Annotated in this window: 24 protein-coding genes; 19 read left to right on the plus strand and 5 right to left on the minus strand. The window is 58.0% G+C overall.

Annotated features, from left to right (window positions below; translation table 11 throughout):
* Positions 1–65: 65 nt before the first annotated feature.
* The 4 genes from GS646_RS17840 (at position 66) to GS646_RS17855 (ending at position 2,576) form a co-directional block, all read left to right on the plus strand.
* Positions 66–479, plus strand: coding sequence for an LptA/OstA family protein (locus GS646_RS17840; RefSeq protein WP_371732102.1), 414 nt, complete (start codon positions 66–68; stop codon positions 477–479).
* Positions 479–1,237 (plus strand): LPS export ABC transporter ATP-binding protein, encoded by a 759-nt coding sequence (gene lptB, locus GS646_RS17845; protein WP_171188125.1) that lies wholly within the window; start codon positions 479–481, stop codon positions 1,235–1,237. Before GS646_RS17840 ends, lptB begins: the two co-directional genes overlap by 1 nt.
* A 252-nt stretch (positions 1,238–1,489) precedes the next feature.
* Positions 1,490–2,053 carry a ribosome hibernation-promoting factor, HPF/YfiA family gene (gene hpf, locus GS646_RS17850; protein WP_050605577.1) on the plus strand — a complete coding sequence of 188 codons (564 nt, stop codon included), beginning with the start codon at positions 1,490–1,492 and terminating at the stop codon, positions 2,051–2,053.
* Between the two features lie 58 nt (positions 2,054–2,111).
* A complete protein-coding gene (locus GS646_RS17855; RefSeq protein ID WP_171096653.1) occupies positions 2,112–2,576 on the plus strand; it encodes a PTS sugar transporter subunit IIA in 465 nt (154 codons plus the stop codon).
* A 56-nt stretch (positions 2,577–2,632) separates the two neighbouring features.
* On the opposite strand, the gene GS646_RS17860 is transcribed toward GS646_RS17855, so the two are convergent.
* On the minus strand, positions 2,633–3,148 hold the full coding sequence (locus GS646_RS17860) for a CAP domain-containing protein (protein WP_171096538.1): 516 nt from the start codon (positions 3,146–3,148) through the stop codon (positions 2,633–2,635).
* Between GS646_RS17860 and GS646_RS23130 the strand changes: the two genes are divergently transcribed.
* From GS646_RS23130 to GS646_RS17870, 3 genes are all read left to right on the plus strand, one after another.
* Positions 3,147–3,272, plus strand: a complete 126-nt coding sequence (locus tag GS646_RS23130; protein ID WP_256367977.1) for a hypothetical protein — start codon at positions 3,147–3,149, stop codon at positions 3,270–3,272. The two genes, GS646_RS17860 and GS646_RS23130, sit on opposite strands and share 2 nt — an antisense overlap.
* A gap of 46 nt (positions 3,273–3,318) precedes the next feature.
* Entirely contained in the window at positions 3,319–3,918 is a 600-nt protein-coding gene (locus tag GS646_RS17865) for a L,D-transpeptidase family protein (protein ID WP_171188123.1), read from the plus strand.
* A 139-nt stretch (positions 3,919–4,057) separates the two neighbouring features.
* Positions 4,058–4,240 (plus strand): hypothetical protein, encoded by a 183-nt coding sequence (locus GS646_RS17870; RefSeq protein WP_010442520.1) that lies wholly within the window; start codon positions 4,058–4,060, stop codon positions 4,238–4,240.
* Positions 4,241–4,368: 128 nt separating this feature from the next.
* Here GS646_RS17870 and hemH read toward each other — a convergent pair whose 3' ends face one another.
* Both hemH and GS646_RS17880 read right to left on the minus strand, forming a co-directional pair.
* Entirely contained in the window at positions 4,369–5,418 is a 1,050-nt protein-coding gene (hemH, locus tag GS646_RS17875; protein WP_171188121.1) for a ferrochelatase, read from the minus strand.
* A 57-nt stretch (positions 5,419–5,475) separates the two neighbouring features.
* Positions 5,476–6,306: an SAM-dependent methyltransferase gene (locus tag GS646_RS17880; protein ID WP_171188119.1), complete on the minus strand. Its 831-nt coding sequence runs from the start codon at positions 6,304–6,306 to the stop codon at positions 5,476–5,478.
* On the opposite strand from GS646_RS17880, the gene GS646_RS17885 reads away from it, so the two are divergent.
* The 4 genes from GS646_RS17885 to GS646_RS17900 are packed head-to-tail and all read left to right on the plus strand — an operon-like array spanning position 6,305 to position 8,632.
* On the plus strand, positions 6,305–7,051 hold the full coding sequence (locus tag GS646_RS17885) for a ComF family protein (RefSeq protein ID WP_171188117.1): 747 nt from the start codon (positions 6,305–6,307) through the stop codon (positions 7,049–7,051). The genes GS646_RS17880 and GS646_RS17885 overlap by 2 nt on opposite strands.
* 38 nt (positions 7,052–7,089) lie before the next feature.
* Positions 7,090–7,347 (plus strand): glutaredoxin 3, encoded by a 258-nt coding sequence (gene grxC, locus GS646_RS17890; protein WP_171648567.1) that lies wholly within the window; start codon positions 7,090–7,092, stop codon positions 7,345–7,347.
* Positions 7,347–8,177, plus strand: coding sequence for a carbon-nitrogen hydrolase family protein (locus GS646_RS17895; protein ID WP_171648568.1), 831 nt, complete (start codon positions 7,347–7,349; stop codon positions 8,175–8,177). Before grxC ends, GS646_RS17895 begins: the two co-directional genes overlap by 1 nt.
* A gap of 14 nt (positions 8,178–8,191) precedes the next feature.
* Positions 8,192–8,632 (plus strand): MarR family winged helix-turn-helix transcriptional regulator, encoded by a 441-nt coding sequence (locus tag GS646_RS17900; protein ID WP_170334681.1) that lies wholly within the window; start codon positions 8,192–8,194, stop codon positions 8,630–8,632.
* A 3-nt stretch (positions 8,633–8,635) separates the two neighbouring features.
* Here GS646_RS17900 and ubiG read toward each other — a convergent pair whose 3' ends face one another.
* A complete protein-coding gene (gene ubiG / locus GS646_RS17905; protein WP_171105911.1) occupies positions 8,636–9,382 on the minus strand; it encodes a bifunctional 2-polyprenyl-6-hydroxyphenol methylase/3-demethylubiquinol 3-O-methyltransferase UbiG in 747 nt (248 codons plus the stop codon).
* A 48-nt stretch (positions 9,383–9,430) separates the two neighbouring features.
* Between ubiG and pip the strand changes: the two genes are divergently transcribed.
* The 6 genes from pip to infB all read left to right on the plus strand — a co-directional run bounded on the left by pip (position 9,431) and on the right by infB (position 16,724).
* Complete coding sequence (pip, locus tag GS646_RS17910) at positions 9,431–10,408, plus strand: prolyl aminopeptidase (RefSeq protein WP_171188110.1); 978 nt, start codon at positions 9,431–9,433, stop codon at positions 10,406–10,408.
* Complete coding sequence (locus GS646_RS17915; protein ID WP_171648569.1) at positions 10,405–11,226, plus strand: ABC transporter substrate-binding protein; 822 nt, start codon at positions 10,405–10,407, stop codon at positions 11,224–11,226. The genes pip and GS646_RS17915 overlap by 4 nt, the downstream gene beginning before the upstream one ends.
* A gap of 159 nt (positions 11,227–11,385) precedes the next feature.
* Positions 11,386–11,976 (plus strand): ribosome maturation factor RimP, encoded by a 591-nt coding sequence (rimP, locus tag GS646_RS17920; RefSeq protein ID WP_152459779.1) that lies wholly within the window; start codon positions 11,386–11,388, stop codon positions 11,974–11,976.
* Positions 11,976–13,595, plus strand: a complete 1,620-nt coding sequence (nusA, locus tag GS646_RS17925) for a transcription termination factor NusA (RefSeq protein ID WP_171188106.1) — start codon at positions 11,976–11,978, stop codon at positions 13,593–13,595. The genes rimP and nusA overlap by 1 nt, the downstream gene beginning before the upstream one ends.
* Positions 13,596–13,617: 22 nt before the next feature.
* Complete coding sequence (locus tag GS646_RS17930; protein ID WP_171188104.1) at positions 13,618–14,241, plus strand: RNA-binding protein; 624 nt, start codon at positions 13,618–13,620, stop codon at positions 14,239–14,241.
* Between the two features lie 8 nt (positions 14,242–14,249).
* The gene (gene infB, locus GS646_RS17935; protein WP_171188103.1) at positions 14,250–16,724 is read left to right on the plus strand and encodes a translation initiation factor IF-2; all 2,475 of its coding nucleotides are present in this window, start codon (positions 14,250–14,252) and stop codon (positions 16,722–16,724) included.
* 140 nt (positions 16,725–16,864) lie between these two features.
* Here the strand turns inward: infB and GS646_RS17940 are convergent, their stop codons facing one another.
* Positions 16,865–18,184, minus strand: coding sequence for a hypothetical protein (locus GS646_RS17940; RefSeq protein WP_171648570.1), 1,320 nt, complete (start codon positions 18,182–18,184; stop codon positions 16,865–16,867).
* 78 nt (positions 18,185–18,262) lie between these two features.
* Here GS646_RS17940 and GS646_RS17945 point away from each other — a divergent pair, with 78 nt between their 5' ends.
* Together GS646_RS17945 and gntH are read left to right on the plus strand one after the other, a co-directional pair.
* Positions 18,263–18,517, plus strand: a complete 255-nt coding sequence (locus GS646_RS17945; RefSeq protein ID WP_171648572.1) for a hypothetical protein — start codon at positions 18,263–18,265, stop codon at positions 18,515–18,517.
* Between the two features lie 10 nt (positions 18,518–18,527).
* Positions 18,528–19,994 (plus strand): guanitoxin biosynthesis MBL fold metallo-hydrolase GntH, encoded by a 1,467-nt coding sequence (gene gntH / locus GS646_RS17950; protein ID WP_216600504.1) that lies wholly within the window; start codon positions 18,528–18,530, stop codon positions 19,992–19,994.
* The last annotated feature ends 9 nt before the right edge of the window (positions 19,995–20,003 follow it).

The following is a 20,003-nucleotide window of genomic DNA, read 5'->3' on the forward strand; positions in this document are numbered from 1 at the left end:
ATTTTCGTTTTGTTCCACTGTGTCTCGCTGTAATCGCGGGTACCGCGACCGCGCAAGAGTCGCAGGTGGCCTTTGGTTCTGCAAATGCCGACCCAAGCCTGCCGGTTGAGGTGACTTCGGAGACATTGAACGTCAATCAGGAAGATGGATCTGCCGAGTTCATTGGCAATGTCATCGTTGTGCAAGGCGAAATGCGGCTTACGGCGGAACGTGTTCTGGTGATCTACAACCAGGAACGCTCGGCCATTGAACGGATGGAAGCGACCGAAAACGTGGTTCTGGTCAGCCCACCGGACGCAGCCGAAGGGGATTGGGCAGAGTACACAATCGATTCCGGTGTGATTGTGATGAAGGGCAATGTCCTTCTGACGCAGGGACCCAGCGTCATCAGTGGCGATCAGATGAACGCTAATCTGACAACAGGCAAGGCGACCATGACCGGGCGGGTCAAAACGATCTTGCAGCAGGGCAACAACTGATGGCGGGTCCGAGCCTGACATTGGCCGAAGGCAGTTCAGGCCTGCGCATCGAGAAGCTGCGAAAATCTTACCGGAAAAAGACGGTTATTCGCGATGTCTCGATGACGCTGGACCGGTCCGAGGTCGTAGCGCTTTTGGGGCCGAACGGGTCAGGCAAGACCACGACCTTCTATTCCGTCGCAGGGCTTGTGTTTCCCGAAGCAGGTAAAGTGACAATTGATGGTCAGAACGTCACAACTCTGCCGATGTATCGGCGTGCACGCTTGGGGATCGGCTATTTGCCGCAGGAAATGTCGATTTTCCGCGGTATGAGTGTCGAAGACAACATTGCCGCTGTATTGGACATTACGGTTCCGCACGCACACAGGCGTAAGGAACGCCTGGAAGAACTGTTGTCGGATTTTTCCATAGAACATTTGCGCCGCGCGCCCGCTTTGGCCCTGTCCGGTGGTGAACGCCGCCGTGTCGAGATCGCGCGCTGTTTGGCGGCCGATCCGAAATATCTGTTGTTGGACGAACCTTTTGCAGGGGTTGATCCGATCAGTGTCGGGGATATACGACATCTGGTGGCCGACCTCAAAAAACGGGGAATCGGTGTGCTGATCACGGATCACAACGTCCGGGAAACGCTGGAAATTGTGGATCGCGCCTATATCCTGCATGACGGCCAGGTGCTGATGTCCGGCACGCCCGACGAAGTTGTCGAAAACGAGAATGTGCGTCGGGTCTATTTGGGCGAAAACTTCCGTATTTCATAGGCTTGAACCGGTTTGCATCAGATGCATGACGGAAATCGCGTATATACACGCCTGTTTTGATTGACTCTTCCTTCGTCTCTTGCCTCAATTGGACTATGGCATTTACTCGGTTCCAGTCTGGATCTCGATCTCCCTTCTTTGAAGGGCAGGACTTAAGGCAACCGCAGAAAATGCCGCGACCCCCCACCCGATAAAAACAAGTTCGTCGCGTACCGTGACGTCAGAATGGGTGTGAATTGTGAAGGAGATCACATGCGTTACCAAATCAGCGGAAAACAGATCGACATCGGCGCGGCCTTGCAGACACACGTGCAAACCGAGCTGGGCGAGGTTGTGGGCAAATATGCTCAGCGGCCGACAGATGCCAACGTCGTCTTTTCCCGTTCAGCGCATGAATATGTATGCGAGACAACGGTGCACCTGTCCACGGGCCTGACAGCCCAGGCCAAGGCGCACGCTACCGAGATTTACGCAGCGTTTGAGGCATGCTGCGACAAGATGGAAACCCAATTGCGCCGCTATAAGCGCCGCCTGAAGGACCACCACAAGGACCGGGCAGAGCCGGTTGAACTCTTTGGTGCGTCCTCTTATATCCTCGCCTCTGACGAATCGGACACGGCGGACGAGCCCGAATCGCTGCAGCCCATGATTGTGGCTGAGATGGAGACGAAAATTCCGTCTCTGAGCGTTGGGGAAGCCGTGATGCAAATGGAACTTGCTGGCGCTCCGGTGCTGGTGTTCAGGAATGAGAACAAGGATGGATTGAACGTTGTCTACCGTCGCGACGACGGTAACATCGGCTGGATCGATCCGTAACAGGCAAGAAAACGGGGCCGCACCCGCACATGCGGGTGCCGTGCCATGGAGCGTGATCATGGAGCTTTCGAGCATACTCAAGCCCGAGGCAGTGCGTGTACTTTCGGCCGCTTCCAGCAAGAAGCGGTTGTTTCAGGAAATCGGCGACGTTGCCGCCGCGACCCAGGGCCTTGATGCCCAGGCGGTTGTCGACTCTCTGCTTGAGCGCGAAAGCCTTGGGCCAACCGGAGTTGGACATGGCGTCGCGCTGCCCCACGCGCGACTGTCTGAACTTGAGGCGGTTTCAGGCGTCTTCGTCATGCTGGAAAAACCGATCGATTTCGGTTCGGTTGATCGTCAGCCGGTGGATATTGCCTTTGCGCTGTTCGCGCCTGAAGAGGCGGGTGTGGATCACCTCAAAGCGCTGGCTTTGGTGTCGCGTACGCTGCGGGATACCTCGGTCTGCACCAAACTTCGGGCGAACCCCGATCCGGTTAAGCTCTATGCAATTTTGACCGAAGCTCAATCCATGCAAGCTGCATGATGGAATAAAAAAAGCCCCCAAAATTCGGGGGCTTTTTGCAAAATCTCTGAACTGGATCAGCCGCCGGTTCCCATTTCCAGCGTCCACCAGATTTTTCCACCATTTTCCTGATGCCAGGCGAACCCCATCTGGGTTGCCTTCGGGTCCATGATCACAGCGCGCGGTCCGGGTTCTTGCATCCAGGCCGCCAGTGTCTCGGTCTCGGTCTCGTAGGTTTCGGAAATCGCTTCGCCCAGGAATGTACCAAAATATCCGACCCGCGCGGCACGATCGATTGGGGACGACCCATCCGACCCAAAGTGCCAAGGGCGGTTCTGGCGTGCCATATCCTTTGAGTGAGTCGCAGCGGCCGCGTTCAACTGAGAGTTCAATTGCACAGATTGCAAGCCCTGAGCCTGACGCAAGGCATTGACCGAATCAAGCATTCGGAATTGCAGTTTTTCGGGATTGCCGCGGATTTTGTAGACCGTGGGCAAGGGGCGGCCATCCGCACCAATAGTGGTGGGCTGGGTGCTTGTACATGCCGCAAGCGCGACAAAGCAAATCAACAGTAAAGAAACGATACGCGTCATGATCGACCTGATAATTGTGTTGTCACCCGGCATAGCGTGCCTGACTGCGCTGAGCAAACGTACATTCGTCTATACTCGCGTGATTCTGCCGGTTTGGTTTGCGACTGAAGCATTCTCGCAATAGAATGGACCAGATTTCAGAGCTTACTAGAACACAGGACCCGTTCGTCATGGTCAAAAAGCGTATTCTGTCACCCACGCGCCGGGTGTTTCTGTCCGGTGTAACCGCCTCGCTGGCGACACCGGCGCTGGCGCAATATATTCCAGGCGACCCGCTGCGCCCTGCACCCGAGCCCGAACCGCCCGTGCGCCGGAATGTGTCAGGGTTTCGTGCTCTGGACTGGCAGCCCTATTTCTCGAACACGAGGAACGGAGCAATTTTGGTCGATACAGTGTCACGCGCGCTGCATTATTGGTCAGATGATCAATCTACATACAAACTCTACCCCTCTTCGGTGCCTTTGACCGAAGAGATGACCCGTCGCGGGCGCACCAGCGTGATCCGCAAAGTTGAAGGCCCCAGTTGGTCGCCGACACCGTCGATGAAGAGAAGAAATCCGGAATGGCCCGACTATATCCCGCCGGGGCCAGATAACCCTCTGGGAACGCACGCTTTATATCTGGGCTGGAAATATTATCGCATTCACGGCACCCACGATACGCGCAAAATTGGGCGACGTTCGTCGAATGGCTGTATTGGCCTCTTCAACGATGATATTGCTGAACTGTTTTCTATGGCGAAGGTCGGCACGCAAGTGTTGCTAATTTGACGACATTTTCCTTCGCGAAGCCGCTTAGCGCTCAAGTTGCAATTGCAATCCAGCGCCAATGCTGATTAGAAAAAAACACGAGGTAAGTCTTAGGTGCGCGGTTCCGGGCATTGGAACCGTGCAAATTCTGGAGGTTAATATGAAAAAACTCGTTCTCGCCGCAGCTCTGACCGCCGCAGCTTCGACCGCATACGCTGGCAACCTGGAAGAGCCGGTTGTTGAAGCACCTGTTGTTGTTGAAGAAACTCAAGGTTCGTCGCAGGGCATCATCCTGCCGCTGATCCTGCTGGTTGTTGTTGCTGCTGCTGTTGCTGCAAGCTAAGCCAACACGGAATTCTTGAAAAAGGCGGTGGAGCAATCCACCGCCTTTTTTGTTTCTGAAAGCCAAAACAGGCGAAAAGCGTTCAAAACCAATTGAATCGCTCGCGCCGTGCGTTGTGTTCCGCAAAGCTAGTCCATCCAGCCGCGAAGATTGTCCTCGACGACCTTGCCCAGGGCGGCGATATGTGCGTCGTCGTCGTTCAGACAGGGGATGTAGGTGAAGGTTTCACCGCCTGCTTCTTCGAAGCTTTCCTTGATCTCTTCGTTGATCTCTTCGAGCGTTTCGATGCAATCGGCCGAGAAGGCAGGGGCGATGACGGCAATGTTCTTCTTACCTTGCTTTGCCAGATCTGCCACGTGATCCACTGTGTAAGGCTTTAGCCACTCTTCCGGACCGAATCGCGACTGAAATGTCGACACAAGCTGGTCATCAGACCAACCCAACCGTTCTTTCAGCAGCCGGGATGTCTTTGCACACTGGCAATGATAGGGATCCCCTTGCTGAAGATAGCGATCCGGCATTCCGTGGTACGAACAGACAAGAATGTCGGGTGTTGTCTCCATATCCGCATAGGCGCGCTCAACAGATTGCGCCAGCGCGTCGATGTAACTGGGCTGGTCGAAATAGGCGGGCACGGTGCGGGATGCTGGTTGCCAGGCTTCGTTCATCAACGCGCGGAAAAACTGGTCGTTGGCCGTGGCCGTCGTTGCGCCGGCGTATTGCGGATAGAGCGGGAAGAACAGAATGCGGTCACACCCTGCGGCCACCATCTCGCGTACTTTGGATTTGGTTGACGGGTTGCCATATCGCATACAGAAATCGACCATTACCTGGTCGCCGTACCGGTCATGCATCGCCGCCCGCAGCTTGGCGGTCTGATCCTTGGTAATCGTCATCAATGGGCTTTCACCTTTGTCGTGATTCCAGATCGATTTATAAGCTTCGCCCGAGCTGAAAGGCCGTTTGCTCAGGATTATGGCCTGCAGAATCGGCTGCCATTTCCATTTCGGATAATCGATGACACGCTGATCTGACAGAAACTCGTTCAGATACCGCCGCATGGGCCAATAGGTGTAATCGTCCGGCGTGCCCAGATTGGCCAGCAAAATGCCGACGCGACCCATCCTGATCTTGGGATGATCCGTAGGAGCGTGTGCGGGGCGGGTAGCATCGAACATATGGGACTTCCTGAATTTCTAGTGGTCCGGCCTGAGATAAGGGGATTTATCCGCACGTCAATCAGGCAGTTTGCCCTCGGTGGTGCGCAAGGCGTCAGCCAGACGGGCTTGGGCCGATCCCGGGCGCAGCGGTTTGGGTTGGCTATCGTGCGGCGACCATCCGGTCAGGCAGATCAGGTCGAATGTTGCTGTCAGGCGGCCTGAAGCGGTCGAAAAGTGATCCGCATAGATACGCTGCGCGGCTTCGAACACAGCCCGTCTGGTCGGGCGCTTAAGCCGTGCAGACAAGGCGTTGGTTTCACCCATATGGCGCAGATCGCGCATCAGATGCCAAATGTCGCGGTATTCCGCCGTCAGCGGCACTGAATCCGCTACAGGCAAAGCCAGACCGGCCCGTTGCAACAATCCACCCATGTCTCGAAGTTCCGCCATCGGAGCGATGCGAGGGCTCAGGCCGCCCGTGATCTCAATCTCAGCCTGTCCCAATGCGGCGCGCAGTTCGTGCAAAGTTTCCCCGCCCAAACACACGACCAGCAAAAGCCCGTCGGGCCGCAATGCCCTGTGGCATTGGATCAGCTGCCCAACCGAATCATTGGCGCAATGCAGGGCCATTGCGTGGATGACCAGATCATGGGCGCCGGGCTGAAGCGCCAGCACGTCGTCATCCTGGACCAAGGCAGCACCGGAAAGAACGCCGTCCCAAAGCCGCGGAAACGAGCTCACGATCGCAGGCGCTGTAAAGGCTTTGTTAACCATAGAGAGCCGATCCTGCACCTCGTCAATTACGGCGCGATGCAGGAAGAAGGCGTCATCCTGTGCACGGGCGCGGTGGCGCAGGATGGTTTTGCGATCAAACAGAGAGGGTGCGTTGGGCTCGGGCAGTTTCATGGCACGCAAGTATCGCATCGCGCAGCGGATTCAAACCGCACTTGCACTGATTTACCCGTCCCGCTGCATGGGATGCGGCGCGCTGACCGAGTCAGATTTTGGGCTGTGTGGATCCTGCTGGCGTGAAACGCCCTTTATTGGAGGCACCGTTTGCGAAAGCTGCGGAGTGCCGCTGATGGGTGCGCAGGACGGGTATCGGATTGAATGCGACGATTGTCTGAAAGCCCCACCGCCATGGGATGCTGGTCGATCAGCGTTGATGTATGATGGCAAGGCGCGGACATTGGTCCTTGCTCTGAAGCATGGTGACCGGCCCGAATTGGCTCGCCCAGCAGCCCGTTGGATGGCGCAAGCGGGGCGTGAACTGCTTCGACCGGATATGGTGATCGCCCCGGTGCCGCTGCATTGGTCTCGTCTGCTCAAACGGCGCTACAATCAGTCGGCCCTGTTGGCGCAGTATCTGGGTCAGGACAGTGGGCTGGACTGTGTGCCTGACCTGTTGGTGCGAAACAGACGAACACCGGTTCTGGATGGCAAAACGGCGCAAGAACGGGCCGAGGTTTTGAAAGATGCGATTCGCGTCCACCCGCGCAGGGCAAGGCATCTGAAAGCCCGCGACGTGTTACTGGTGGATGATGTGATGACCTCTGGCGCGACTTTGGCCGCCTGTACCCGTGTGTGTCAGGCCGCAGGGGCAAATCATATTTTCGTGTTGGCACTGGCGCGCGTTGCCAAGGATGCCTAATTCGCCCAAGATTGCGCGAAACCCGAAGGGAACGGAAAATGAAGCCGGTAGAAATCTATACCTCGCCGCTATGCGGTTTTTGTCATGCGGCCAAACGTCTGCTGAAACAAAAAGGCGTTGAGTTCAAGGAAGTCGACGTGCTGATGCACCCCAAACGCAAACCCGAGATGATCCAGCGGGCCGGTGGCAAACGCACCGTGCCGCAGATTTTTATCGGCACAGAACATGTGGGTGGTTGTGACGATCTGTATGAACTGGAACGTCAGGGCAAGCTCGACCGGCTGCTGGCGGCCTGATGAAGACCGCGCTGCTGCAGATCACCTCGTCGGACGATCCGGCCGAAAATCTGGACATGGTGCGCGCCATGATGGCTAAGGCCGCCGGGCAAGGCGCGCGGTTCATTTTGACGCCTGAGGTTACGAACTGCGTTTCGACCAGCACCACGCGGCAGCGCGAGGTTCTGCAGCATGAAGAAGACGACATCACCCTGGCGGGCTTGCGCGAAGAGGCCGCCAAACTGGGTGTGTGGCTTTTGATCGGTTCGCTGGGGATCAAAACCCATGACGCGGATGGCCGCTTTGCCAACCGGTGCTTCATGATCGACCCGCAGGGTCAGGTCGTAGCGCGCTATGACAAAATCCACATGTTCGACGTGCAGGTCACGGAAACCGAGACCTTCCGCGAATCGGCCAATTACCGGCCCGGCGACCGCGCGGTTGTGGCTGAGACCGATTTTGGCAAGGTGGGGCTGACCATCTGCTACGATATCCGCTTCCCACATTTGCACGCTGCTCTGGCGCAGGCGGGGGCACGCATCCTGACGGTTCCAGCAGCGTTTTCACCTGTGACTGGTGCCGCGCATTGGGAATCGCTGTTGCGCGCCCGCGCGATCGAGACCGGGTGTTGGGTGCTGGCTCCGGCACAGACCGGAGAACATCCCAAGACGCGCGGAAAAACCCGCTACACGCACGGCCACAGCATGGTTGTCGCCCCGTGGGGGGAGGTGCTGATCGACGCAGGTACCGATCCGGGCATTCACATTTTCGATTTGGATGATAGTTCTGTGACAGAGGCGCGCCGGCGTGTGCCCTCATTGACGCATGTGCGGCCTTTCGACAGGCCCTGATCCAGAACCGAGCTATGACGGACGAAAAAAATGCCCTGGCGGTCACGCTGTTCAGCGAGATTCTGACTGCAGACCAGTTGTTGCGCAACCGGCTGAGCCGGGTGCTGCCCAAGGGCATGGAAATCTCGCATTTCTCGGTGCTGAACCATCTGGTGTTTGTGGGGGATGAGCGGACCCCGGCGCAACTGGCCAGCACCTTCCACGTCACGCGCGGAGCCATGACAAATACCTTGGCCAAGCTGGAATGGGCCGGATACATCCACATCCGCCCCGACTGGGACGACGCCCGCCGCAAGATGGTGGCGATCAGCCCCGCCGGTCGCCGCGCGCGGGATCAGGCGATTTCGTCGATTGCCCCGCTGATCAACCGCGTGGTTGGAGAACTGGGGCTGGAGCGCGTGCGCAGCACGCTGCCGGTGCTGCGGGATTTACGCTTGCAGTTGGAGGGGGAGTAGGATTCACCCCGGCTTCACACTCGCCGTCACATAATTCACGCTCAGATCCCGGTCCGAGATCGACCAACTCCACAGGATCGGGTTGAACACAAACCCCTTGCGGTCCACCGGGTCCAGCCCGGCCTGGCGCAGTAGCTCGAACAGTTCGTCAGGTGTGATGAACTTGTTCCACTCATGCGTGCCGCGGGGCAGCCAGCGCATGACGACCTCGGCCCCGAAGATGGCCATCGCATAGGATTTCGGATTGCGGTTGATGGTGGAACAAATCTGCAGCCCGCCGGGTTTCAGCAAGTGTTGCGTGGCGGTCAGGTAACTTTGCGGGTCGGCGACATGCTCGACAACTTCCATGTTCAGCACAACGTCGAACTGCTCACCAGCGGCGGCCATGTCTTCGGCCGTTGTGTGGCGATAGTCAATCTCCAAGCCCGATTGTTCCGCATGGATGCGGGCGACAGGCAGATTGCGTTCGGCTGCGTCGGCGCCCACGACCGTCGCACCCAAGCGCGCCATCGGTTCACTGAGCAGCCCGCCACCGCAGCCGATATCCAGCAGGCGCAGGCCCTCGAACGGGTTCGGCGCGGTCAGATCACGGTCAAACTCACCTGCAATCTGCTGTGTGATATAATCCAGACGGCACGGATTCAGCATGTGCAGAGGTTTGAATTTCCCGTGAGGATCCCACCATTCTGCCGCCATCGCCTCGAATTTTGCGATCTCGGATGGGTCCACCGTGTTCGGATGCGCTTGCATTCCTGTCTCCGTGTGCTCTTTTACGCTTAAGGACTATATAGGGCCATAATGGACAAGTACCCGGACCAAAAGCGCGCAGTTCAATATCTGTACCCGCCGATCGACCCGTTCGATCAGCGCATGGTCGATATGGGCGATGGGCACCGTATCTATGTGGAACAATGCGGCAATCCCGATGGGATACCGGTTGTTATCCTTCACGGCGGTCCAGGGGGCGGCTGCAGCCCTGCTATGCGGCGCTATTTTGATCCGCGTGCGTACAGGGTGATTCTGTTTGATCAGCGCGGATGTGGTCGGTCCAGACCCACCGCATCGGTCGAAAACAACACGACGTGGCATCTTGTCGCTGATATCGAGCGGCTGCGCGAACTGTTCGAAATTGATGAGTGGATCGTGTTTGGCGGAAGCTGGGGGGCGACGCTGGCGTTGATCTATGCGCAGACGCATCCGGATCGGGTCAGCCGTCTGGTGCTGCGCGGTGTGTTTCTGGCCACGCAGGCCGAGCTGGATTGGTTCTATGGCGGCGGGGCCGGGCGGTTCTGGCCCGAGCACTGGCAGAAGTTCACTGCCCTGCTGCCCGAGGGTGAGCTGGACGATACAATTGCCGCTTATAATAAGCGCCTGTTCTCGGGCGATCGCGCGACCGAGATCCTGTATGCACGCGCCTGGTCGCATTGGGAAAACGCGCTGGCCTCGATCCATACCAACGGATCGGTGGGCGAAAGTCCGGGTGAATACGCCCGCACCTTTGCGCGGCTCGAGAATCACTATTTCATCAACAAGGCGTTTCTGGAGAGGGATGGGCAGATTCTGGATCAGATGGACCGGATCGCCGATATTCCCGGACATATCGTTCAGGGGCGGTATGACATGATCTGCCCGCCTCAGGCTGCATGGAATCTGGCTGAGCGCTGGCCCAATGCCGAGTTGAAGATGGTGCGGCAGGCGGGCCATGCGCTGTCAGAACCCGGCATCAGCGCCGAGCTTGTGCGCATCATGGATCGCGTGGCGGAGGGTGTGGCATGACCCGGATTGACCGCCGTGCCTTGTTTGCCTCGGGTGCCGCTGCCGCGCTGCTGGCGGCGACCGGTGCGTCCTTGGCGGATACGCCGAAGAAAGGCGGCACGTTGCGGCTGGCCGTTCCGCGCGACGACAGCCTTGAACAAGTTGCACGCGGGGCTGTTTTCGACACTCTGACCGAGATCGCGCCTGACGGAACGTTGCGGGGTGAGCTTGCAACAGGGTGGCAGACCGATGCCGACGCACGGATCTGGACCTTTGATCTGCGCGATGATGCGGTCTTCCACGACAGCGCGCCGTTGGAAATTGCCGACGTTTTGTCCGTTCTAGCGGAAGTTGGTCGTGCCGAAGCCATGGCCCCCAATCGCGTGCACTTGGAACTGGCTCAGGCCAATCCGGGTCTGCCCTTCATGTTGGCAGACAGCCGGTTTGTCGTCACACAATCGGGTCAAACTGTGTCGCCATTGCATGCGGCCAACGGTACTGGCTGTTACCGCGTCGAACGGGCCGAAGACGGGCGACATTTCCTCGGTCGCCGTGTGGCGGGGCATTACAAGGATGGTCAGGCCGGATGGGTCGATGCCATCGAGGTTATCGTAATTCCGGACGCGGGGGTTCGGGCCGAAGCGCTGCGCGATGGTTATGTAGATGTGGCGGCTCTGCCGGATAACGCGGAAATGCAGGGCGTGCGCGGTCTTCGGTTTCACCCGTCCGAGGCGGACCTGGCCCTTGCTGTAGCTGGCGCTGTCGGGATGCCACGCCAGATTGCCGGGTCGTCGGTGCTGGACGATGGCCGTATCGCAGAACGGTGGTGGATGGCGTAAATTCGGCTGCGACTCCCGCCGGGGGTTGCAGACTCGGACCATCCTGCGTATATGCAGTTTCAACAGCGGCGCGTTGGACTTCTGGTTCAAGGCTCCACCGGAAAATTCGACGGGCCGCGCGCCCGTTTTTTTGTGCCCGATTGAAGGGTAGAGAACCAGATGACAAACGACCTGATAGCCAAAGCTGCCATTGACCGGCGACTGGCCGAGATCATCACCCCCGTGATTGAGGATCTGGGGTATGAACTTGTGCGCATTCGCCTGATGAGTGGCAAGCAGACCACGCTGCAGATCATGGCTGACAAGCCAGACGGTGGCATCGAAGTGGACGACTGCGCCGAGATTTCCAATGCGGTCAGCGCCACGCTGGACGTCGAGGATCCGATCCTTGATGCGTATACGCTGGAAGTGTCCAGCCCCGGAATCGACCGCCCTCTCACCCGCCTCAAGGACTTTGAGACCTTCGAAGGCTATGAGGCCAAGATCGAGACCGCCGAACTGATCGACGGCCGCCGCCGTTTTAAGGGTGAATTGGCCGGGATCGAAGGGGATGAGGTTCTGATCAACATCCCCGAGGGGGACGAGACGATCACCATCGGTTTGCAATTCGACTGGCTGAGCGACGCCAAGCTGGTCCTGACCGATGATCTGATCAAGGAAATGCTGCGCCAGCGCAAAGACGCGGGCGCCCTGAACGAAAACGCTTTCGACGAGATTGAGACCGAAGGGTCCGAAGAGGAGACGAACTGATGGCAATCACCTCAGCCAACCAGCTGGAGCTGCTGCAGACCGCCGAGGCCGTGGCCCGCGAAAAGATGATCGACCCCGGTCTGGTTGTCGAAGCGATGGAGGAATCGCTCGCCCGTGCCGCCAAGAGCCGTTACGGCGCGGAAATGGACATTCGCGTGTCCATCGACCGCAAGACCGGCAAGGCGACCTTCACTCGCGTGCGCACTGTGGTCGAGGATGAAGAGCTTGAGAACTATCAGGCCGAGATGACCGTCGAGCAGGCGCGCCAGTACATGGAATCGCCCGAGGTTGGTGACGTCTTCGTCGAAGAAGTGCCGCCGGTTGAAATGGGCCGGATCGCGGCGCAGTCCGCGAAACAGGTGATCCTGCAAAAGGTCCGCGAAGCGGAACGTGATCGTCAGTACGAAGAATTCAAGGATCGTGCGGGCACCATCATCAACGGCGCGGTCAAGCGCGAAGAATTTGGCAATGTCATTGTCGATCTGGGTGGTGCCGAGGCTGTTCTGCGCCGCAATGACAAGATCGGTCGCGAAAGCTATCGCCCAAATGACCGCGTGCGCGCCTATATCAAGGAAGTGCGCCGCGAAGTGCGTGGCCACCAGATCTTCCTTTCGCGTACCGCGCCGGAATTCATGGCCGAGCTGTTCAAAATGGAAGTGCCGGAAATCTATGACGGCATCATCGAGGTCAAGGCCGTGGCTCGTGACCCCGGCTCGCGCGCCAAGATTGCCGTGATATCGTATGACGGGTCAATCGACCCGGTTGGTGCTTGCGTCGGTATGCGCGGCAGCCGCGTGCAGGCCGTTGTGAACGAACTGCAGGGCGAAAAGATCGACATCATCCCGTGGAACGAAGATCAGCCGACCTTCCTGGTGAACGCGCTGCAGCCCGCCGAGGTCTCCAAGGTGGTTCTGGACGAAGAAGCCGGCAAGATCGAGGTTGTCGTGCCGGAAGAGCAGCTGAGCCTTGCCATCGGTCGCCGCGGTCAGAACGTACGTCTGGCAAGCCAGCTGACCGGTCTGGACATCGACATCATGACCGAAGCAGAAGAATCGGCGCGTCGCCAGAAAGAGTTCGAAGCCCGCACCAAGCTGTTCATGGACAGCCTGGATCTGGATGAATTCTTTGCACAACTCTTGGTTTCGGAAGGCTTTACCAACCTCGAAGAGGTCGCCTATGTCGAAATCGATGAACTGTTGGTCATTGACGGTGTTGACGAAGGCACCGCGCAAGAACTGCAGACACGTGCCCGCGAATTCCTGGAAGCACAGGCGAAAGCGGCTTTGGACGCGGCCCGTGCACTGGGCGCCGAGGACAGTCTTATTGAATTTGAGGGCCTGACACCCCAGATGGTAGAAGCGCTGGCCAAGGATGATGTGAAGACCTTGGAAGACTTCGCAACCTGCGCCGACTGGGAATTGGCCGGTGGCTGGACCACAGTCGATGGCGAACGCATCAAGGATGACGGTGTACTTGAACCTTTCGGTGTGACGCTGGAAGAAGCGCAGGACATGGTCATGACCGCACGTATCCTGCTGGGTTGGGTTGATCCGGCCGAGCTGGAGCAAGCGGAAGAAGACATCGACGGCGACGCAGAAGACGAGGAGGTCGAGGCCTGATCTCAGGCCTCGGGTGGCGCGTATGGCTCGCGGTGGCGTCCATAAGGATCGGTCTGACGGACCCGAACGCAAGTGCATCGCCACGGGCGAAGTTCAGCCAAAATACGGGCTGATCCGCTTTGTGACGGGACCGGACGGTCAGGTTTATCCCGATGTTGCGGCAAAACTGCCGGGGCGCGGGGTCTATGTGGCGGCAGATCGTGCCGCACTGGACAAGGCCGTTGGCAAGAAACTGTTTGCGCGCGGGTTCAAGGCACAGGTTTCTGTGTCGAAGGATCTGAGCGACGAAGTCGAAAAACAGATCGCGCGTCGCGTGGTTGAGTTGCTCAGCCTGGCGCGTAAATCCGGTGACGCGGTTGCCGGATATGAAAAGGTCAAGACGTGGCTGGACCGGGAAGAGGCGCAAGTGCTGCTTCAGGCCATTGATGGATCGGGGCGCGGCAAGTCCAAACTCAGCACGCCGCACTTCGGAAAATACATCGGTTGGCTGACTGCGGACGAATTAGGGCAGGCATTTGGGCGCCAAACAGTGATTCATGCTGCCATGGCCTCTGGCGGACTCGCCAAACGTGTTGTAGAGGAAGCGCAGCGCCTGCGTGGCTTGCGCGAAACGGATGACGGCGGCAGGGGCCGCGCGGAAGGGTAAGAAGCTTTATGAGCGATAATGACGGCAAAAAGACATTGGGTCTTCGTGGCGGGGCACGCCCCGGAAATGTGAAACAGAGTTTCAGCCACGGACGCACCAAGAATGTCGTGGTGGAAACCAAACGCAAGCGCGTGGTGGTCCCCAAGCCGGGCGCGGCAAAGCCGGGTGGCGGTGCTGCACCTTCGGGTGATCCGTCGCGTCGCCCTGCGGGTATTTCCGACGCGGAAATGGCACGCCGGATGAAGGCATTGCAGGCCGCCAAGGCCCGCGAGGCTGAAGAGGCCGCCGCCCGCGAGGCTGCAGAAAAGGCGCGCGAAGAAGAGCGTGCCCGCCGCCGTGCGGAACAGGAAGCCAAGGAACGTGAACAGCGTGAGGCTGAAGAGCGCGCCCGTCAAAAGGCGGAAGAGGAAGAGCGCAAGCGCATAGAGGCGGAAGAAGCCGCCAAACGCGCCGCTACAGCGCCCGCACCGGAAGAGCCTAAAGCGGCACGCGCCCCGGCCAGCAAGCCTGCACCCGCTGCGACCCCGCGCAAGCAGGATCGTGAGCGCGAGCAGCGCGGTCGCGGCAAAGGTCGCGACGATAACCGCCGTTCGGGCAAGCTGACACTGGGTCAGGCCACTGGTGGCGAAGGCAACCGCCAACGCTCGATGGCTGCGATGAAGCGCAAGCAAGAGCGTGCGCGCCAGAAAGCCATGGGCGGCACGGTTGAGCGGGAAAAGGTGATCCGCGACGTACAGCTGCCCGAGGCGATCATGGTCTCGGAACTGGCCAACCGTATGGCCGAGCGCGTAGCTGACGTTGTCAAATCGCTGATGCAGATGGGCATGATGGTCACGCAGAACCAGACCATCGACGCTGACACGGCTGAACTGATCATCGAAGAATTTGGCCACAAGGTCACGCGTGTTTCTGATTCGGATGTTGAAGACGTCATCAAAGAGGTCGAAGACAGCGATGAAGATCTGAAGCCGCGCCCGCCGGTCATCACCATCATGGGTCACGTTGACCACGGTAAAACCTCTCTGCTGGATGCAATCCGCGATGCGCGTGTTGTGGCGGGCGAGGCCGGTGGCATCACCCAGCATATCGGCGCCTATCAGGTGAAAACCGAGGGCGGCACCACACTGACCTTCCTGGATACACCGGGCCACGCGGCGTTTACGTCGATGCGTTCGCGCGGTGCGCAGGTCACGGATATCGTGGTTCTGGTTGTTGCGGCTGACGACGCAGTGATGCCGCAGACGATTGAGGCGATCAACCACGCCAAGGCGGCAGAAGTGCCGATGATCGTGGCGATCAACAAGGTCGACAAGCCGGATGCAAACCCGGACAAGGTGCGCACCGATCTGCTGCAACACGAAGTGATCGTCGAGAAAATGTCGGGTGAGGTTCAGGACGTCGAAGTGTCCGCCATCACCGGTCAGGGTCTGGACGAGCTTCTGGAAGCCATTGCGCTGCAAGCCGAAATTCTGGAACTGAAAGCCAACCCCGACCGCGCCGCCCAAGGTGCTGTGATCGAGGCGCAGCTGGATGTGGGCCGCGGTCCTGTGGCCACCGTTCTGGTTCAGAACGGCACGTTGCGCCAGGGCGACATCTTCGTTGTGGGTGAGCAATACGGTAAGGTCCGTGCACTGATCAACGACAAGGGCGACCGCGTCAAAGAAGCTGGCCCCTCGGTTCCTGTCGAGGTTCTGGGCTTGAACGGCACGCCCGAGGCCGGTGACGTATTGAACGTGACCGAGACCGAAGCGCAGGCCCGCGAAATCGCCGCCTATCGCGAACAAGCCGCCAAGGACAAACGTGCCGCCGCTGGTGCCGCAACCACCCTTGAGCAGCTGATGCAGAAGGCGAAAGAAGACGAGAACGTGGCCGAGCTGCCGATCCTCGTCAAAGCTGACGTGCAAGGGTCTGCCGAAGCCATCGTTCAGGCGATGGAAAAGATCGGCAACGACGAAGTGCGCGTGCGCGTGCTGCATTCGGGCGTGGGCGCGATCACCGAAACCGACGTTGGCCTGGCCGAAGCGTCAGGCGCGCCAGTTATGGGCTTTAACGTCCGTGCCAACGCATCGGCGCGGAACACCGCGAACCAGAAAGGTGTCGAGATCCGCTATTACTCGGTGATCTATGACCTTGTGGACGACGTGAAGGCGGCTGCTTCCGGCCTGCTGAGCGCCGAGATTCGAGAGAAGTTCATCGGCTATGCCGAGATTCGTGAAGTCTTCAAGGTCACAGGTGTCGGCAAGGTTGCCGGCTGTCTGGTCACCGAAGGCGTTGCCCGCCGTTCCGCAGGCGTCCGCCTGCTGCGCGACAACGTGGTGATCCACGAAGGCACGCTGAAGACGCTCAAACGCTTCAAGGACGAAGTCGCCGAGGTTCAGTCGGGTCAAGAATGCGGTATGGCGTTCGAGAACTACGACGATATCCGCGCAGGCGACGTGATCGAAATCTTCGAGCGCGAAGAGGTCACCCGGACACTGGATTGATCCGGTTCAGATCGAATTTAGAGAAAGCGGCCTCCTGGGCCGCTTTTTTGTGGGTTCTTGTTGGGTTTTAAGGTCTGCTGAGCGGACATGAGTGCTTGAATCTGGAACACTCTGCATCGGCAACGATGCGACGTGTTTCATCAGTATCTGATCAGAGTATCCAGTATCGCTTGTCGCGTTGCGGCATCATTGTGGAAGATCCTGCCTGCAAGAAACTCAGATGGAAACTCCGGCCATGTTTTGCGCATTTCGGTAACAAGTCTTTGCGCCTCTTCCGTATGTCCCAACTGATCGTTCGCAACGGCTTGGAACAGGAGAGAAGGAGCACTTACAGGCGCACCGGCAGCGGGCGCTCCTTTAAATGCCTCGACAACCTTTTCGTAATTCCCGAGCATCAGTTGCGATACACCCCAAATATTTCGTGCGCCAAAGCGGCCCGATCCTGACCTTAGTCTTTCTGGGTCGCTAACCTCGGCCGCAAGATCCGGAGTGTTGGCCATAATGGCGGTGATGCCAACTAGATCCAGGATATGACCATCCTTCGGCGCAAGCTCGACCGACAGTCTTGCGTATTTCAGTGCCTCAACTGGTTTATACTGGGTGGCCAATACCCAACCATTTGCTCCGTTTGCCCATGCATCGGTGGGAGATAGATCAAGCGCCTTTCCCGACATCTCCGCAGCTTGGCTAAAGAGGTCTTCTCTTTGTGATTTGTCCGGGGACAACATAGCCAGAGTTGCTAGGACCTGTGCCGAACCGGCGTAGCCATCGGAGAGAGCTGGGTCGAGCTCGGTGGCATGCTGGAACATTCCCAGCGCTATTTGCTGACGCTTGACATCAAAGACGGGAAAAAACATGCCGCGGGCCTGATCCGCAAGGTTGGCCGCCTGAAGTCTCGTCAAAGACTGCTCACCAAGGGCCGCTCGCTCAGCCTGTTCCGTGGATCGAGTCGCGGGCGAACCCGCCTCGTTATTCTGAGCAAACCAAAACCCAATTCCAGCAATCAATACAACGCAAACCAATCCAACCGGCAGCAGTTGCGTTAAAAGCGGATGCCTTCCAAGCGCATCGCTGTTTCGCACTCCTGAAGTGCTGTCTAGCGAGAACCGTGGCTTGTATCCGCCGGAATCAACAAAAATGCGAACGCCCTCACCGTTCCATTGATCTTCGTAAAACTCCTGTAGCAGCCGACGCAACCGTCGGGCTTCAACGCGAACGAGATTCCGACCACCGGTGCCATCAATGCTCCGACCGTAGACTTCGACGGCGATTGCTTTGCCACGAATCTGAGCACCGCGACCCGCGAGCGTTTCTTCGACCACGTAAGTAAGAAATTGCTGGAGTCGAGGCGAAGCCTGGAACGCGGCACTGGAAACAACGCTCTGAAGTGCCTGTCGGACAAGCTCCGGAGATGGCTGTGCAACATCTTGATCTATCGGCAATTCATTAGCTTGGTTCAAAGCAAACTCACCCCCAACTCACGGTGACTCACTTGGCGTGTGCCGTCAACCGCACTCATCTCGATGTGAGAATAGATAGTGGAAACCGAGGATTATCCAGTGACGTGGGAACTAAGTGACGAGCTTCCAGAGCTTTCCGATGCGCTTTCCGGGCGTATCGAAACGGATGCGTTACTCAGCGAGGCAATTGCAGACCTAAAGAAAGTTACTGCGCTGCTGGATGACACATCGATTACAGCGCCAGAGCGTGCGGAATGGGCCCACATCAGATCTGAACTCGTGAACGAGCTTCGCCGGATGGTGAAGCGCAATCTTCGTAACACTTTTAACTGAGGACCGAACCATGACCAAGGAAGACAATGGGCAAGACCTGGAGAACAAACAAGTTCAGGCGACAGACCAAATTGAAGACCCCTCACGACGGAGTGTTCTTAAGGGTTTAGCCACTGGAGCTGCCGCGACAGGGGCGGCTGGGTTTGCGGCGGGGAGTGCCGAGGCCCACGAAGGAGACGGCCCGCTGGGAGAAACTCTCAAGAACCCATACGGTGGGCGACCCGCAGGTGGTATCTCTTTGCCAGAGTATTTCCGCCCAACCAAATACATGACAGGCTCAAACGCGAACTATTTTCCACTTAGTGAGGAGTTGGGACCAGATGAGATGCGCATCTCATTCTGTGGCTCGACACCCTATCCACCGCGCGAAGATCAGGCGGGTACGTGTATCATGGTAGAGTTGGGAAATGGAAAACGGTTCTTCTTCGACTTTGGATCCGGTTGTGTCCGTAACATCATTGCCATGCAGGTGCCGGGGCAGCTGATCAACGACATCTTCATCTCTCACCTGCATGTCGACCACTATGCCGACATCCCTTACATCTACCCATTCCGGGCTTGGTCAGGAGGGTACACTCCACTTCGTATTCACGGCCCGTCCGGTCGGACACCCGAGCTTGGCACAGCTGGGATGGTCAAAGGCATGCAGCAAATGCTCAAATGGCACCTCGAAGCATTCGATGTGTTCCCAATTGGTGACGGCTATGAGATCGAGGTCAACGAGTTCGATTTCAGCCAAGAAGGCGGTATCGTTTATGACCAAGATGGTGTGACTGTTCGGTCCTGGCCGCGCAGCCACGCCAAGGACGGCGCAGTTGGGTATCGGCTCGATTGGAATGGTCTGAGCTTCGTATGGACAGGCGATGGTCGCCCGGATGAGCTTTCACGGAAATACGGCGAAGGCGTCGATGTTTTTGTAACCGAAATGTCGGGACAGGATATTGGTCAGTTGATGACCTACAAATACGGTATCCCACAGGATCTGTTTAATTACACAATCGATACGCATCATACCTCCCACTATGCCGTGGGTAAGCTCTTTGCTGACGCAAGGCCGCGGTTGGGAATGGTGACGCACTATACACAGGACGAGGATATCGACGCTGAAATGCTGGCTGGTATTCGCGCCCACTATGACGGTCTGTTCCAATGGGGTCTCGATGTAGCCGTTGTGAACGTGACCAAGGATGCGATCTGGTACAGGAAAGCTGCACTGCCCGGAAAATCCGGTACTGTGCCACCATTTCGTGAACTGGCTGCGGCAGCCGAGGCCGGGCGTATTGAGCTCCCGGATGAAATCACATTGCCGAATCCGAGGCTCACTCGAGCAGATCAGCAAGACCAAAAGTACCGCGATATGGAGATCGATCCACGCGAATACTACCCAACCGACGTTTTCCGAGCACCCGGCGGGGACTGGCCGCAGGACTTTACCATCAAAGTTTCGGATGTAATCGGCCCGCGTGATGAAGACTGAGAGGAGATC

This window comes from Ruegeria sp. HKCCD4315 (genome assembly GCF_013112245.1).
Classification (GTDB): domain Bacteria; phylum Pseudomonadota; class Alphaproteobacteria; order Rhodobacterales; family Rhodobacteraceae; genus Ruegeria.